The organism is Pseudomonas sp. LAIL14HWK12:I7, from assembly GCF_000483465.1.
In the GTDB taxonomy this organism is placed as follows: Bacteria; Pseudomonadota; Gammaproteobacteria; order Pseudomonadales; family Pseudomonadaceae; genus Aquipseudomonas; species Aquipseudomonas kermanshahensis.
Genome location: NZ_KI519606.1, coordinates 264,182 through 279,298, shown reverse-complemented (window position 1 = coordinate 279,298; position 15,117 = coordinate 264,182). Strand labels below are relative to the sequence as shown.

Here is a 15,117-nt window from a genome sequence, read left to right as displayed (position 1 = left end):
TCGTTATTTCGATAATTATTCTGCAAGCAGGATGCGCTAACGTCTATTCACTTCGACGATTCCTTTCCACTGCATAGCCCGAGCGGAATCGTATGGGTATTCCGACACCATAAAAACAATGACGAGCCCCTTATGAGCACAATCAGTGACGCGCCTCATGATTCGCGCATGCCTCGCAAAGCGGTGACCGCCGCGACCATTGGCACAGCCCTGGAATGGTTCGACTTCACGTTGTATGGCGCGATGTCCGCGACCATTCTGCCCAAGTTGTTTTTCCCCGCGATGGAACCCACCGCAGGCCTGCTCGCTTCGCTGGCAACGTTCGGTGTCGGCCTGGCCGCGCGGCCCCTGGGCGCCATTACCTGTGGCTACCTCGGTGACAAACTCGGCCGCCGCAACTTGATGCTGGCCACCGTAACCATGATGGGCCTGGCTTCGGTACTGATGGGGTTGTTGCCCACCTACGGCCAGGTGGGTATCTGGGCGCCGATCCTGCTGGTGCTGCTGCGGATCATTCAAGGCTTCGCACTGGGTGGCGAGTCCACTGGCGCGCAACTGATGGCGCTGGAGCACGCCTCCCCCGATCGTCGCGGGCGCTATTCCGGCATGCTCGGCCTGTGCTCGCCCCTTAGCCAGATTTTGGCCAACGGCGTATTGATGGGCCTGGCAGCAACGCTTTCAAGCGAGCAATTCGAAAGCTTCGGCTGGCGAATTCCGTTCCTGATGAGCTTCGTACTGGTTATCGTCGCGATATTCATTCGCCTGAAAGTCGATGAAACCCCGGCCTTCGTGGCCTTGAAGAAGGCCCCGCTCAAACAGGAAAAGAGCCCACTCACATCAGCCGTGAGCAGCCATTACAAAACCATCCTGCGACTGATGCTGTTCTTCTGCTCGCCCGCTGCGCTGTTCTACTTGATCGTGATTTTCTCCCTCAGCTACCTGACCAAGCACCTCGGCTTTAGCCAATCGACAGGCTTCATGTCGCTGATGGTGGCTAACCTGTGCGCGATTTTCGGTGCGCTTGCCGGTGGTTATCTGTCCGATCGTTGGGGGCGTAAAAAGGCGCTGGCATTGGGTTCGTGCATGACGTTGCTGATCCTGTTCGTCTACTTCCCAATCCTCAACACCCTGAACGTCCCCGCCATCATGGCAATCATGGGGCTGTTCCTGGGCTTCACCCAGTTCCAAAGCGGCATCCAGCCTGTGGCCTTCGCCGAAGCGTTTCCTACCCAGGTCCGCTACTCGGGCTCGGCACTGGCCTACACAGGCGCCAATCTGGTGATCGGTGGCCCAATGCCGATGATCGCCGTGTGGCTGATGAGCCAGTCGAACAACTCGCCGTGGCCGCTGGTGACGCTGTGCGCGGTGATCAACCTGATCTCGCTGGCGATGATCATCACCGGCCGGGAAACCCGCGGCATCGACCTGAACGCCGTCGCCGAAGACGACACCGTCGAAGCCCGCGCTACCACCCTTCTTTCCAAATAACGCAGCAGGACAATCATGAATCGCACCGTTTTCATCCTTAACGGCCCTAACTTGAACCTGCTGGGTCGCCGTGAACCGCACATCTACGGCCACACCTCGCTTGAGCAAATCCGCCAACGCAGTGAAAGCCTGGCGCTGGAACTTGACCTGATATGCGACTTTCGCCAAACCAACCACGAAGGCGTCATGGTCGACTGGATTCAGGAAGCCTTCGAGCAAGGCGCTGCAGTGATCATCAACCCGGCCGGCCTTTCGTTTCACTCGATTCCAGTACTGGATGCGCTGAAATTACTCGACACACCGCTGGTCGAACTGCACCTGTCGAACATTCATGCACGGGACGAACTGCACCGCCACTCGATCATGTCTGGCGTGGTCAATACAGTGATCTGCGGCATGGGCGCTGACGGGTATCCCCTCGCAATCCGGGCTATCGATACTTTACTGCGGCGTCAGGCAGCCAATAATTAACCGCCCTTCACCGGACGCTGACTGGGTGGCCCTTCGGCAACTTCGGAACGTCGCGCTTACACCCTAAACCGCCCTACCAGCGCTGTCATTTCCCCCACCAGGCCCGACAGCGCCTGGCTCGCCGCACGGGTTTGCTGCGCCCCGGTCGCCGACTGGTTCGACAACTCGCGAATGTTCAGCAGGTTCCGGTCCACTTCCCGCGCCACCTGGGCCTGCTCCTCCGCCGCACTGGCGATCACCAGGTTGCGCTCGTTGATCTCGCCGATGGCGCTGTAGATACCTTCCAGCACCTGCCCTGACGCCAGGGTGACATCCAAGGTCGACTGGGCCCGGCTGGTGCTGGCCTGCATTGAGGCAACCGCGGCTTCGGTACCTTGCTGCACGCGCCCGATCATCTGTTCGATTTCCTGGGTCGATGCTTGTGTGCGGTAGGCGAGCGTACGCACCTCGTCGGCTACCACCGCAAAACCGCGCCCGGCCTCACCGGCGCGGGCGGCCTCGATGGCGGCGTTGAGCGCCAGCAGGTTGGTCTGCTCGGACACCGAACGGATCACTTCCAGCACCTTGCCGATGTCCCGCACCTGCCCCACCAGCTGCTCCAGGTGCCCACTGCTGGCCTGGATCTCATGGGTCATGGCCTCGGTACCGTCGATGTTCTCGTTGACTTGCCGGCGGCTTTTTTCGGCCAGTTGATTCGATGCCTGCGTGGTCTCGGACGTGGAGACGGCGTTACGTGCGACCTCCTCGACCGCCGTGGTCATTTCGGTGACGGCAGTGGCAGCCTGCTCCAGCTCCTGGCCCTGCTGGCGCAGGTTATTGGCGCTTTCCTCGGTAACGGTGTTCAGCGCCGTCGCCGCGTCAGCCAGCTGTTGTGTGCAGCTGCTGAGCTTGCCGAGGGTTTCGCGCTGGCTCTGCTGCATGCGCTCCAGTTCGTGGAACAGCTGGCCGATTTCATTGCGCCGCTGCACCACCACCGGCACGCTCAGGTCGCCGCCGGCGATGCGCTGAAAGTGCTGGCCAGCTTCTCGCAATGGGTGCAACACACGCTGTGCGATGAACGCCCAGCACAGCGCCGCCAGCAGCAACGTCACGCCCAGCAGCCCCAGGCTCAGCAGTTGTGCGCGCTCCAGACGGCGGTCGGACTCGAGCATGATCTGCTGGCTGCGCTCGCTCAAGGTGGCTACCAGTTGCTGACGCAGCGCCTGCAGGCGGCCCATGGCATTGCCGGCGTCGGTATTGACCTTGAAGTACTGCTCCAGCGAGCGCTGCCGCACGGCCTCACGCTGCCCCGCCACCGCCTTGGCGTAGTCGGCGAAGGTGGCCTGCAGTTCCTTGGCCGCCGCATGCAGCGCAGGTTCGCGGGCGTTGCCGACGAACTCATCGACCAGTTTCTGGCTCTTGTCGTTCAATTCGACCGACAGCGCCATGCGCTTGTTCGCACTCTCATCGTGGCCGCCCAGTTGCTCGATGAAACCCGAGGACACGTTGGCGCTGGCGCGGATCGCCATGAGCAACGCATTGTTCAACCGGTCCGACTGGTGCGCGGTCTGGTCCAGTTCGCTGATCTGCTCATCGCTGCCCACCGCCGCGCGCCAGGCGCTGACGGTAGAGAACAGCAAGGTCAGGCTGAACAGCGACAGCACCCAGAACATTCCGGTGCGGATCTTCAGGTCGGCAAACATACGGGCAGTACTCCTCATGGTCCTGTTGGCACCCCTTCTCATCGGGATTTCGATGGCGGGTGAGCAGGTATCGGAGTGCCCGCTGCGGGCTTGAGTGGCGCTGAGGCGCTTGTGTGCGGTAACCGCACGATTGTTGCTGGCGCCTTGCATGTGGCGGCGCATACGTGCAAGGGTAAAAAAGGAACGTCAGTCATCAGAAAAGGAAGATAAGCACCTTATGCTTGGAATCACACGTATCCATCGCTACGTGCGCCCATTGCCTGCAAGCCAAGCAGCAGCCAGTGGGCGTGACGTCAACGTCAAACCAGGCGCCCGCCTGGCCGCAAAGCTTGCCACCCTCCTCTGCACACCCCGCGCCGTCCCGCCCTACCTCTGGGTCAACCCCGAGCGCCCCCCTGTCGATCGCATGCCCCCTACCTGACCGCCCACACGCCGTCATCGCACCGGCCTCGCCATTCAGTGGCTGAAGGCGGGATGTCTCACGCAAAAAAAAGGGGCAACACCCAATGATCATGTTTCAGGGCAAGAAAATTCACAGCGCCATCTTCGACATGGATGGCACGATGTTCGACACCGAGCGCCTGCGTTTCAGGACGCTGAAGCAAGCTTCACTGGAAATCTTCGGCACCGCCTTGAGCGAGCAAACGCTGATCAGCTCGCTGGGCCTGAGCGCGAAAAAGGCCGAGGCCCTCGCCAAGGCTCACAACGGCGATGACTTCCCGTATGCGCAGATCCGCCAGCGCGCCGATGAGCTCGAACTGGCCTACGTGCGCAACCATGGCGTGCCGATCAAAGCCGGCCTGCTCGAGGTGCTGGAGCGCCTGCGCAAGTCCGGCCTGACCCTGGCGGTCGCCACGTCCAGCCGCCGCGCCATCGCCGAGGAGTACCTGATCAACGCCAACGTGCTCAAGTACTTCGACATCACCGTTTGCGGCGACGAAGTCAGCCAAGGCAAACCCCACCCAGAAATCTTCCTGCACGCCGCCCGCGCGCTCAATTGCCAACCCGGCCAGTGCTTCATGGTCGAGGACTCGGAAAATGGCCTGCTCTCAGCGATCCGCGCCGGGGGCCAGGCAATCCTGATCGAGGACATCAAGCCGCCCGCGCCCGAGGTCAAGGCCGGCGCGCTCATGGCCTACCGTGGCATGCACGCCTTCCTCGCCGACTTGAGCGAGTGCGTGCCCGACTTGGGCATGCCGGCGCTCGACGAGGCGTTCCCTGCCTCACTGAACCAGTTCCGCGTCGGCATCCACGGCTTCGGCGCTATCGGTGGCGGCTACCTGACCCAGGTGCTGTCCCATTGGGACGGCTACACGCGCCCCTGCGAAATCATTGCCGCGACCCGTTCGCGCATGCTCCGCGAATCGGTCGCTGCGTTCGGCCGCTACAGCGTGCGCTACGGCGCCACCGCGTTCGACCAGACCATCGACAATGTGCGCATGATCGACATGGACGACGAAGAGGCGGTAATCGAGATGTACAACGCCGCCGAAGTCGTCGGCATGAGCCTGCCCGAGCAGGCCATCGCGCATCAGGCCAAGGTCATTGCCAAGGGTTTGCTGCGGCGCTTCGAACGCAGGGGGCGCGAGCTGACCGTACTGATCGTGTTGAACAAGATTGGCGGTGCGGCGTTCGTCCGGCGCCAGGTGCAGGCGCAGTTGGCGCTGCTGTGCACGCCACAGGTGTGCAAGCAGGTGCTGGAAAAGACCCATTTTGCCGAAACGGTGGTCAGCCGCATCGTTTCCAAGATCAGCAATGACGCGCTGGTTCGGCAGTTACGCATCAAGTCGCAGATCTTCAAGAACAGCCTGGAAGATGAGCCAGCGGTCACCCGCAAACCCGCCACGCCAGCCCCTGAATACGAAAGGCTTATCGGGCACTTCAGGCCCTTTGCACAATCCAGCAGTGCCATGAGCCAGTTGCACCTGATCCTGTTCAACAGCGAGCCCGACATGCCGCTGTACGTGGAGCGTGGCAGTGATTTGCTGGAGCGGCTGCGCCAGGTAAAAACGGTCGCGGACATTACCCAGATCCAGATCATCAAGAACCGCTTGTGGAACGGGCCGCACGCGATCATCGCCTGGTATGCGAGCCTGCTGGGGCACACCTGGGTCGGCCAGGGCATGGGGGACGCCCGCGTCAGTGCGCTGGCGCAGCGCCTGATTCATCAGGAAGTGGCGCCAGCGTTGATGGCCGAATACCCGCAGATGTCGGAGGTCGTCAGCAGCTTTGCCAATGCGTTTCTCGAACGGTGCAAAACCTCGTTCAAGGACCCTTGCGTGCGGGTTGGGCGCGACCCCATGCGTAAATTGCAGCGTAACGAGCGCATCCTCAGCAGCATCGACCTGGCCCGCAAGCATGGCATTCAAACGCCTGCGCTGGCGTTTGGGGCGGCGCTGGCCATTCACTATGCGCTGCACGGCAACGCCAGCAAAGATCGCGAGGCCCAGTTGATCAAGGCGCTGTACACGGCCAGCGGCGAACGTGTCGAAGCGGTGCTCACCCATGACGGGGAGTATCAGGGCAAGCCTTATCCGGGGCTGGACCCGGTCAGGGATGCCGAGCTGGTCGAAAGCATTTCGGCCAACTTCCGGCTGTTGCTGGAACGGGACAGGGCTGACTGGGCACTGCCCGCTGCGTTGGCGCGGGGGTCGTCCGAGTGTGGTAGGGCGTCGGCCAAGCATTCGCTACCGGTTGCTTGAAGCGGTTTGGTAAGGGCGGTGTGACGATGTGTTCGCCCTGACATCGTCAGCGCCTGGGAAATCGAGCGCCGCCCGCGCGGCGCATCGCGAGCTCTGCTCGCTCCTACGTTTATTTCGGGCCAATCATGCCTGGGGGATTGGCGCGCGAACGGGCGCATGACGCGATGGTGCGTCGTACAAACCCGGCGGTCGCGCGCGCGTGTCACAGGCGTTACTGGCCAAAAACAAACGTAGGAGCAGAGCTCGCGATGCGCCGCGCGGGCGGCGCTCGAACTCACAGGCGCCGCAAATGTCGAGGTGAACGACTGACTGACTCAACACTGACCACCGCCAGCACTAGGTCGCAAACCGTCGACCGGGAATGACCGCTTTCGACCCTTTGCAGTCGTTCGGGGTGTCTACCAAACCAAGGGCGATTCATACTGCCGGGTGGATAGGTGCTCTGAGGCGTGTAGCCGGCTTGGGAAAAGACAATCCTCGCTGTGCAGATGGGCTTGATGTATCCAGGCCTGTAGGGCCAGCCGAGTTTGCTCTGTAATCTCAAACTGCACGGGGCGCTGAGTTTTCTGCTGCATCAGAACCTTTCTGCTAAGGACGTGCACCATGTCGACACACACCGCACGGCAAAGTGCTTGTGGCTGGGTTTGTCGAAGGCCACCTGCACCTGGAAAAAGCCAACGTGATGCAGCGCAAGGCCAACCGTTCCGGCACCTTGAAGGAAGCGATCGCTGTCACCGCCGAACTGAAGCTCACACTGACCCGTGAGGATATCCGCGAGCGTTCGATCCAGGTGCTGCGCGCACTGGTTCAGGCCGGTACCACGCATGTGCGTGCCCATGCCGAGTTCGACCCGCCCAAGGCTTCACCGGGCTCGAAGTGGTGCTGGAGTTGCGCGAGCAATTCCGCGAGGTGATCGACATCCAGGTCGTGGCGTTTCCGCAAGAAGGCATTCTCAAGCTGCCTGGCATGCAGGCCATGATGGCCCAGGCAATGGAGATGGGGGCCGATGTGGTGGGCGGCATTCCCTACAACGACGTGTCGCCGCTGGAGCACATAGATTTCGTCTTTGACTTGGCCAAGCGCTACGGCAAAGACATCGACTTGCACCAGGACTTCGCCGATGACGCCGAGCACATGACCATCAAGTACGTGGCACGTCGAACCATTGCCGAAGGCTACCACGGGCGCGTCTGCGTTGGGCATCTGACCAGCCTGGCCGCCACCTCGCCAGCGCGACGGGCACAGGTGATTGCGTTGCTACGTGAGGCCGACATCAGCGTGATGTGCCTGCCCGCCACCGACCTGCACCTGGGGGCTCGGGGTGACAGTCACAATGTCAGACGCACCCTGACACCGGTGCGTGCACTGCGCGACGGCGGTGTCACGGTTTGCCTGGCCACCAACAACATCCGCAATGCAATCACACCGTATGGCAGGTGCTCAAGCGCGGCAAGGTGGTTGCCACGGCTGAGCATCGTAGGTCAGTTGCATTTTGAGGCCATCTTGAAGAATTCGTAATCAAGCGGGCTCATTTATCCCCGTGGAGAAGAGCACTGGCTGCGTCTCAGGAAGGTGGCATTGGATCGAGAGCGGCCACTGGCAAGGTGGTAGACGTTTCGTTTCTACAGCCAACGCCTGACCTGTTTGCAGTACTGCGCAAACTCCCTCCCGAAAAGGCTGGCAAGGGCCCGCTCCTCCGGCCCGATCTGGAAGCGGTTCATGTAGATCACGAAGCCCAGCACGCCCAGCAGCGCTGGCGGCCAGGCGAGAAAGATCGACCAGGCTATCAGCACTGTGGCGAATCCTAAGTACATGGGGTTGCGTGTGTACCTGTAAACGCCCGAGCTGACCAGGGCCGAAGCCGTTTCAGGCTTCAGCGGATTGACTGTGGTACGTGCGTGACGGAAGGAAAGCACGCCGGCCAGGCAAACCGCTACGCCTGCCAGCAATACCAACAGCGCAAGGCCAATGCGCCATTCGAGAGTCAGCTCCAGTGTTCCCGGCAAGTGTCGAGCTGCGAACCACGCCAACAGGCCGAACAGGGTAGCGACCAGCGGCGGAGGAATACGGTTGTCCATGATGAATGCCCGCTAGAGAGAAACTGGCTACCAGCGTGAGGGTTGTAGCCACTTCAGGGTCAAGCCGCTTGTGTACGATAGAGACCTCAGGGGCTCATATGACTTTCACCGCGCGCCCAATGAACTTCACCGGGCCCGTTGGAGCACCGGTCGGGGAGCCGCCCGCTTTCTCAAGGGTCAGCTCGAACAGCTGATTCGGCTCAAGCGCAGGCAAGCGCGTCAGCGGCACGCGGTACTGTTCGCCCGGTTTGACCAACCCCAGCGAAACAGGTGCGCGCCACTGCTCGCCCTTGGTCCAGAACTGCAGGGTCATGCCTTCGGGAACATCGTCCACGCCAAGCGGGATCAGTTCGATCATGCTCGCATCGTTGGCTTGCACTACCCACCCCGGGGCCTGCCCCGACGGCGCTACCAGCACCACCATGTAGGTGGTCACAGGCGGTGTCTTGGTCAGCAGCGCCAAGGCCAGAAGCAAGCTCGCGGCCAACCCCGCAGCGCTCAAGCCCTGCCAGAGTCCAAGCCGCTGCCACCAGCCAGCGCGTGGTTGCCCGGACGGTTGAGCCTCTTCAAGGCTGCGCTCGATCCGGCCCCACAAGCGGTGGCTTGGCGTGATGGGTTCAGCCTGCGTGGTCAGTTCGAGCAGGCGGGCCTCCCAGGCATCCACTGCGGCGCGTACGGCCGGCTCCGTTTTCAACCGGTCCTGCATGGCAGCACGCTGCTCGCCACTCAAGGTACCCAGCACGTACTCGGCTGCCAGGTCGTCCAGGTCCTCGGCGCTGTCATCACCTGGGGTACGCTTCATGTCATGCACTCCCGCAGGGCCTTCAGGCTTCGCTTGATCCATGCCTTCACGGTGCCTAGCGGCGCACCCAGCAGCGCTGCGATTTCGGCATTGCTGCAACCGTCCACATACGCGTGCAGGATGCAACGCTGGGGGGCGGGTTGCAGTTGCTCAAGGCAGCGATAGATTTTCGCCGAGCCTGACCACAATTGCAGGTCGTCCAGCTCCGGGGCCAGGGTTACAGCCGCGATCATGCCAGTCTCGTCCAGGTCGGTTTCCCAGCGGCCGTCACGCACGAAGTTCAGTGCCAGGTGACGGGTAATGCTGTAGACCCAGCCCCGGGCTGAACCGCGCGACGGGTCATAGCTGGCAGCACGTGTCCAGATACGCACAAAGGCATCGTGAACGATATCCTCCGCGCTCGCCTGATCGCGCGCGATGCGCCGTGCGACGCCCAGCAAACGCGCCCCCTCATGCTCATAGAGCGCCTGCAAGGCACGGCGGTCTCCTTGGGCACAAGCGGCAAGACAGCCCTCGAAATCAAATGGAACAACGGGCGAATTCAAAATGGGGTCGTTCCTTCATCATGAAACCTGGACGGTGCCCTGCCTTACCGGCCTGGGGCACGTCCAGCAGCGTAGATGATCAATCGCTGGCCTGCCGCTCAAGCCCTCGTCACTTGGCCGACCAGAACACGTAGTCCGCCTGGTACTTGACTACTTGTTGCGCGCCTTTGCTCTGCGCCGTGCAGTCCATGGCAGGCGCTACGCCACCGCGCGTCGCCAGGCGCTGGATGTAGCTGACCCCTTGCATCGCGCCCTTGCCCTCGGCAGGGTTGGCCTTGACCAGTTGATACGGGATATCGCCTTTGGCCGCCGGGGCGACGGCAAGCTGGGTGCCGGTCACTTTCGAACCGTCCTTGGCCTGCCAGGTGGCCGGAGGACCAAAATAGTCACCTACAGGTTTGCCGCTGCGATCATTGAGCACCGCCTTGGGGCCGACGAAAAACCACTCCGTCTGGCCTGGCGCATTGGCCTTGTCGCGGCATTCGTAGGTGATCTCACCGACACCGACGGTTTCCAGCATGATGGCGTGGCCGTCGGGTACCTTGACGGCGTCCGGGACGCCCGACTGGGCATGGGCGGGTGCAGACGCAAGTACAAGGCAGGCGGCGAGCAGGGAGAAAGCGGGCTTGATGATCATGGGGCGAACTCCGTGGGGTCATGGGTCAGGCAATCACCGACTGCCTGATAAGAACTACCCATCGAGAGCCCTTCTGGATGCACTGGCGCAAAAAAATATTATTGCATGCTCGTAATCGATACCGTGCTGACGCCGAAGCAGGCGTGCAGGCTTGCAACGGTCGACTGATCAGGCCGAGGCGGTTACGCTGGCGTTTTCCACCTGCACGGAAGCGCCAGTGAAAGAGGCATACCAAGGAAGCTGCTTGTGCGCAGCGGTCAGTTACCTGCTGCTTACCCCGCCAAAGGCCGTGAGCCACTGCCATTGCAGCCAGTGCCGCAAAGGGCACGGGGCAGCATTCGCTTCTTACGGCAGTGTTCCTCGCAGCATGCTGCGCATCCTTCACCTCGATTCTGCTGCCTCGTGGTACGCGCCCTGCAGCGCAGTGCCTCAAACTGACTGAGATTGCAAAGCATCCTGATACCCCTATAATTGCGATCAATTCTTATCCGCACTTTATAATCAGGAAGATCCAGGTGCCCTACCCCCAGCCGCCCGCATCAGCCCGGCATGATGAGATGCACGCCCTGTACCGCGACCACAGCCAATGGCTGCAAGGCTGGATTCGCAGGCGCCTGGGTAATGCAGACCGGGCGGCCGATATTACCCAGGACACCTTTCTGCGCCTGATCAGCAGCGCGCTACGCCAGCCATTGGCAGAGCCTCGCAGCTTTCTGGCCACCGTGGCGCGGCGAGTGATGATCGACCAGCTGCGCCGACGCAACCTTGAGCAGGCCTACCTGGAGTTCCTCGCCAGCCAGCCGGTACTCGAAGAGTGCTCGCCCGAACAACGCCTGCTGATGCTGGAAACCCTGATGCAACTGAACGCCATGCTCGACGGGCTGGGCCAGAAAGTGCGTGACACCTTTCTGTACGTGCAACTCGATGGCCTGACCTACCCAGAGGTCGCCCAGCGCCTCGGTGTGTCGGTCAGTTCGGTGACGAAGTACATGGCCAAGGCCACCGAACGTTGCCTGCTGTTCGCTTTTGATGCGCAACTGTGAACCCCGCCGACCAGCGCCAGGCCCTGCGCGAAGCGGCACACTGGCATGCGCGCTTTCTCGCAGCGCCTGACTGCGCCGAAAACCGGGCACAGTGGCAAGCCTGGCTTGACGAAGCGCCTTTGCACGGTTGGGCCTGGGGGCGCCTGGAGCAATTGCAGGCAGGCCTTGCGGGCGTGCATGGCCCGCTGGCACGGCATACCCTTGCCGCAGGACAGATCGGGACGGGACGGCGTAAGGTGCTCAAGACGCTGGTGCTCGGTGTGGGGCTGGCCGGGGTAGCCTGGACAGGCTATCGCAACGCCCCCATCTGGTTGGCCGATGTGCGTACCGCGACCGGCGAACGCCGCAGCCTGACCCTGCAGGATGGCACGCGGCTGACGCTCAATACAGCCTCTGTGGTCGATATCCGGTACAGCGCAGAGCAGCGCCTGATCGTCCTGGTCGAAGGCGAAATCGCCGTACACACCGCCGCTGACTCTCGCCCGCTGCGGGTGCGCACGGTACATGGCGACATGCGCGCCCTGGGCACTGATTTCACCGTGCGCCTGCATGCCGACTGCACCGAGCTGTCCGTTATCGAACACGCCGTTGCGGTGCACAACGCCGCGAGCGCCCATGAGGTGCGGGTTGAAGCAGGCATGGCCCTGGCCTTCGACAACGGGCTGCTGCCAGAGCCACGCCCAGCCGAAATGGCTCGCACGGCATGGCGCGATGGCCAACTGGTGCTCGACGGCTGGCCGCTGCGCCGCGCCCTGGCCGAACTGCAGCGCTACCGCCCCGGCGTGCTGAGTTGCAGTGACGACGTGGCCGGGCTGCGTCTGGCTGGGGTGTATCCACTGGACGACACCGACCGCGCCCTGGTGGCGATTGCCGAGGCGCTGCAGCTGAAAGTCAGCACCTGGACTCGCTACTGGGTCAGGCTGATGCCTGCCACGTCGTGATGTCAGGTGAAAATATTTCTCAACCGCATTGTCGGATTGGCCTCTCTCGTTCGAGCTCTCCTGCAAACCGCCCAAACAGGCATTTGAAGGAGCTGTCATGCCTAGAACAACAAGCTGCCCATACCCACGCCGAAAACACCTCACCTCCCTGCTGCTTGGCAGCGCCATCGCAGTGCATGCCGGGCTGCTGGCCCCGCTGCTGTCGACGGGCGCCCAGGCCCACGCCGAACAGGCCAGCCGCGTCTACGATATCGCCCCAGGGCCGTTGATGACGACCCTGAACCGCTTCGCCCGCGAGGCCGGGGTGCTGCTGTCGTTCGATGCGGCGCTGACCCAGGGACGGCAGAGCAGCGGGCTGCGCGGTGGCTACAGTATCGAACAGGGGTTTGCCCAACTGCTGGCCGGCACCGGGCTACAGGCTTTGCTGGTGGGCAACAACTATGTGCTGGTGAGCCAGGTTGATGCAGGTTCGGCGCTGCAACTGGGCGCAACCAGCATCACGGGTGAAGGTTTGGGCCTGACCACCGAGGGAAGCGGCTCCTACACCACCGGCGAAACTGCCGCCGCCACACGCCTGAACCTGAGCCTGCGCAAAACCCCGCAGTCGATCAGCGTGGTCACCCGCCAGCAGATGGACGACCAGAACCTGCAAAGTGTTTCCGAAGTCCTGAAGCAAACGCCCGGTGTCACGGTCAACCAGGAAAGCTCCGAAGCCTTTACCTTCTATTCGCGCGGTTTCAAGCTGGATAACTACCAGTTCGATGGCGTGCCCAGCCTGTCCTCCGACGGCGGCTCATTGCGCGACAACTACAGCATCGGCAATAGCCTGGTCTATGACCGGGTCGAAGTGCTCAAGGGCGCAACCGGGCTGGTCAACGGCGCCGGCAACCCTTCGGGGGTCATCAACCTGGTGCGCAAGCGCCCCACTGCCGAACTACAGGGCCATATCGGCGCAGGCGCCGGGTCCTGGGACAAATACCAGGCCGACTTCGACCTTGCCGGCCCGTTGACCGACAGCGGTAATGTCCGTGGCCGCATGGTGGCTGGCACCCAATCCCAGCACAGTTACGTCGAGTACCTGACCGGCGAGCAGAACACCTTCTATGGCGTGCTGGAAGCCGACCTCAGCGAGAGCACCCTGTTCACGCTTGGCTACGACGTGCAGAAAAACTACGACAACGGCAGCACCACCGGCGCACTGCCCGCGTTCTTCCTCGATGGCCGTACGGTCAAGTTCGACCGTGACACCAACGCCGCCGACCGCTGGACCTGGCGCAACCAGGAAACCCAGCGTGCCTTTGCAGAACTTGCCCATACCTTCGATAACGACTGGGTACTCAAGGGCGTGCTCAGCAGCCGTGATTACCGCTCGCGCGAGCTGATCTCGGGCATCAGCAGCGAGGCCATCCAGGCAGACGGCAGCATTTCCCATGGCTTTATCGGCGGCAACATCGACCCCGATACCGGCGCGGTGAACAACAACGGCACCGCGAGCAAATTCAACACCACCAGCAAGGAAAAAGGCCTGGACCTGTATGCTCGCGGCCCGTTCTCGCTGGGCGGACGCGTGCATGAAGCCGTGTTCGGCTACAGCATCGCCCACACCAAATCCACCTCCAAGCGTGATGATGGCGTGACCAATGGCGTCATCGACGACGTATTCCAGTGGGACGGCTACGGCGATACCCCGACCAACTTTGAATGGTGGTCCACCTTTGATATCGAAGCGCGGCAGAAGGTTGGCTTCGCGGCCACCATTCTCAAACCCACCGACGCGCTGGCAGTTATCCTGGGGGCACGGATCGTCGACTACAAATGGGACATCGACACGATCAACGCCATCGGTCGCCGCCTCCCGGCCAGCGCCACCAACTCCAGTGAAATCGTGCCTTACGCCGGCGTCACCTACGACCTGGACCAGTACCACACCGTGTATGCCAGTTACACCGACGTGTTCAAGCCGCAGGCCTACAGCCTCGGTACGGACGGCAAGCCCATCGACCCGCTCACCGGCGCCAGCTATGAGATCGGTATCAAAGGCGCCTACTTCGAAAACCGCCTGAATGCCAGCCTGGCCCTGTTCGAGCTGAAGCAGGACAACTTCGCAGTGCTCACCGGCGGCACCACGCCAAGTGGCGGCGGCGCCTACCGGGCAGCGCAAGGCGTCACCACGCGCGGCGTCGAGCTGGAAATGAACGGCGAACTGATGAAGGACCTGCAAGTGATGGCGGGCTACACCTTCGCCGAATCACACGATGCGGATGACCAGCGCGTGGCGACCAACCAACCGCAACATCTGCTCAAGCTGGCGACCAACTACCGCCTGCAGGGCGAATGGCGCAAGTTCACCGTGGGCGGTAATGCGTATTGGCAGAGTTCGACCTTCTTCAAGCCAAGCGATGAGGACTGGTACGCGATCGACGACCCGGCTGCCAAGTTCGAACAGAAGTCCTACGCGCTGGTGGGGCTGGTAGGTGGCTATGACTTCACCCGCAACCTGAAGGCTACCCTTAACGTCAACAACCTGTTCGACAAGCATTACTACAGTGGCATTGGCAACTACGGCACGGTTTTCTATGGGGCGCCGCGTAACCTGATGGTCAATGTGAAGTACAGCTTCTAGGATATTCCCAAGCACCAGACCGAAGCCCCCGGCACCACGACGCCGGGGGACCGTGCCCATGATGGGTTCACTGCGCGTAAAGGGTCACGACAATTTCCAACAGAG

13 protein-coding genes and 2 pseudogenes are annotated in these 15,117 nt (G+C 62.0%); 9 read left to right on the top strand and 6 right to left on the bottom strand.

Annotated elements, in window-relative coordinates; all coding sequences use genetic code 11:
• The first annotated feature begins 132 nt into the window (after nt 1-132).
• Entirely contained in the window at nt 133-1,488 is a 1,356-nt protein-coding gene (locus tag D886_RS0124030) for an MFS transporter (RefSeq protein WP_027596322.1), read from the top strand.
• Between the two features lie 15 nt (nt 1,489-1,503).
• Nucleotides 1,504-1,959 carry a type II 3-dehydroquinate dehydratase gene (locus D886_RS0124025; RefSeq protein ID WP_027596321.1) on the top strand — a complete coding sequence of 152 codons (456 nt, stop codon included), beginning with the start codon at nt 1,504-1,506 and terminating at the stop codon, nt 1,957-1,959.
• Nucleotides 1,960-2,015: 56 nt separating this feature from the next.
• On the opposite strand, the gene D886_RS0124020 is transcribed toward D886_RS0124025, so the two are convergent.
• On the bottom strand, nt 2,016-3,641 hold the full coding sequence (locus D886_RS0124020) for a methyl-accepting chemotaxis protein (protein ID WP_027596320.1): 1,626 nt from the start codon (nt 3,639-3,641) through the stop codon (nt 2,016-2,018).
• Nucleotides 3,642-4,147: 506 nt separating this feature from the next.
• Between D886_RS0124020 and mtlD the strand changes: the two genes are divergently transcribed.
• Nucleotides 4,148-6,343, top strand: a complete 2,196-nt coding sequence (gene mtlD, locus D886_RS27260) for a bifunctional mannitol-1-phosphate dehydrogenase/phosphatase (protein ID WP_081717549.1) — start codon at nt 4,148-4,150, stop codon at nt 6,341-6,343.
• Nucleotides 6,344-6,762: 419 nt separating this feature from the next.
• Here the strand turns inward: mtlD and D886_RS28080 are convergent.
• Nucleotides 6,763-6,939, bottom strand: a pseudogene (locus D886_RS28080) (integrase); the annotation flags it as partial.
• A 38-nt stretch (nt 6,940-6,977) separates the two neighbouring features.
• Here D886_RS28080 and D886_RS28645 point away from each other — a divergent pair.
• Nucleotides 6,978-7,256: a hypothetical protein gene (locus tag D886_RS28645; protein WP_225876650.1), complete on the top strand. Its 279-nt coding sequence runs from the start codon at nt 6,978-6,980 to the stop codon at nt 7,254-7,256.
• On the top strand, nt 7,232-7,861 hold the full coding sequence (locus D886_RS27255; RefSeq protein ID WP_256215328.1) for an amidohydrolase family protein: 630 nt from the start codon (nt 7,232-7,234) through the stop codon (nt 7,859-7,861). Before D886_RS28645 ends, D886_RS27255 begins: the two co-directional genes overlap by 25 nt.
• A gap of 104 nt (nt 7,862-7,965) precedes the next feature.
• On the opposite strand, the gene D886_RS0124000 is transcribed toward D886_RS27255, so the two are convergent.
• The 4 genes from D886_RS0124000 to D886_RS0123985 form a co-directional block, all read right to left on the bottom strand.
• On the bottom strand, nt 7,966-8,421 hold the full coding sequence (locus tag D886_RS0124000) for an isoprenylcysteine carboxylmethyltransferase family protein (protein ID WP_027596318.1): 456 nt from the start codon (nt 8,419-8,421) through the stop codon (nt 7,966-7,968).
• 94 nt (nt 8,422-8,515) lie between these two features.
• Nucleotides 8,516-9,223 carry an anti-sigma factor domain-containing protein gene (locus D886_RS0123995; RefSeq protein ID WP_027596317.1) on the bottom strand — a complete coding sequence of 236 codons (708 nt, stop codon included), beginning with the start codon at nt 9,221-9,223 and terminating at the stop codon, nt 8,516-8,518.
• Nucleotides 9,220-9,768, bottom strand: coding sequence for a sigma-70 family RNA polymerase sigma factor (locus D886_RS0123990; protein WP_027596316.1), 549 nt, complete (start codon nt 9,766-9,768; stop codon nt 9,220-9,222). The genes D886_RS0123995 and D886_RS0123990 overlap by 4 nt, the downstream gene beginning before the upstream one ends.
• A gap of 109 nt (nt 9,769-9,877) precedes the next feature.
• Nucleotides 9,878-10,405 carry a DUF3455 domain-containing protein gene (locus D886_RS0123985; protein ID WP_027596315.1) on the bottom strand — a complete coding sequence of 176 codons (528 nt, stop codon included), beginning with the start codon at nt 10,403-10,405 and terminating at the stop codon, nt 9,878-9,880.
• A gap of 217 nt (nt 10,406-10,622) precedes the next feature.
• Here D886_RS0123985 and D886_RS28075 point away from each other — a divergent pair.
• From D886_RS28075 to D886_RS0123970, 4 genes and pseudogenes are all read left to right on the top strand, one after another.
• Nucleotides 10,623-10,787 (top strand): annotated as a pseudogene (locus D886_RS28075) (GFA family protein); the annotation flags it as partial.
• 175 nt (nt 10,788-10,962) lie between these two features.
• The gene (locus tag D886_RS0123980) at nt 10,963-11,448 is read left to right on the top strand and encodes a sigma-70 family RNA polymerase sigma factor (protein ID WP_033694335.1); all 486 of its coding nucleotides are present in this window, start codon (nt 10,963-10,965) and stop codon (nt 11,446-11,448) included.
• A complete protein-coding gene (locus D886_RS0123975; protein WP_027596313.1) occupies nt 11,445-12,389 on the top strand; it encodes a FecR domain-containing protein in 945 nt (314 codons plus the stop codon). Before D886_RS0123980 ends, D886_RS0123975 begins: the two co-directional genes overlap by 4 nt.
• 97 nt (nt 12,390-12,486) lie before the next feature.
• Nucleotides 12,487-15,012, top strand: coding sequence for a TonB-dependent receptor (locus tag D886_RS0123970; RefSeq protein ID WP_027596312.1), 2,526 nt, complete (start codon nt 12,487-12,489; stop codon nt 15,010-15,012).
• Nucleotides 15,013-15,117: the final 105 nt, after the last annotated feature.

Coding starts and splice junctions, on each gene's coding strand:
- D886_RS0124025 (WP_027596321.1), top strand. CDS start 1,504: ATGAATCGCACCGTTTTCATCCTTAACGGCCCTAACTTGAACCTGCTG.
- D886_RS0124020 (WP_027596320.1), bottom strand. CDS start 3,641: ATGTTTGCCGACCTGAAGATCCGCACCGGAATGTTCTGGGTGCTGTCG.
- D886_RS0123970 (WP_027596312.1), top strand. CDS start 12,487: ATGCCTAGAACAACAAGCTGCCCATACCCACGCCGAAAACACCTCACC.
- D886_RS0123985 (WP_027596315.1), bottom strand. CDS start 10,405: ATGATCATCAAGCCCGCTTTCTCCCTGCTCGCCGCCTGCCTTGTACTT.
- D886_RS0123980 (WP_033694335.1), top strand. CDS start 10,963: ATGCACGCCCTGTACCGCGACCACAGCCAATGGCTGCAAGGCTGGATT.
- D886_RS0124000 (WP_027596318.1), bottom strand. CDS start 8,421: ATGGACAACCGTATTCCTCCGCCGCTGGTCGCTACCCTGTTCGGCCTG.
- D886_RS0124030 (WP_027596322.1), top strand. CDS start 133: ATGAGCACAATCAGTGACGCGCCTCATGATTCGCGCATGCCTCGCAAA.
- mtlD (WP_081717549.1), top strand. CDS start 4,148: ATGATCATGTTTCAGGGCAAGAAAATTCACAGCGCCATCTTCGACATG.
- D886_RS0123995 (WP_027596317.1), bottom strand. CDS start 9,223: ATGAAGCGTACCCCAGGTGATGACAGCGCCGAGGACCTGGACGACCTG.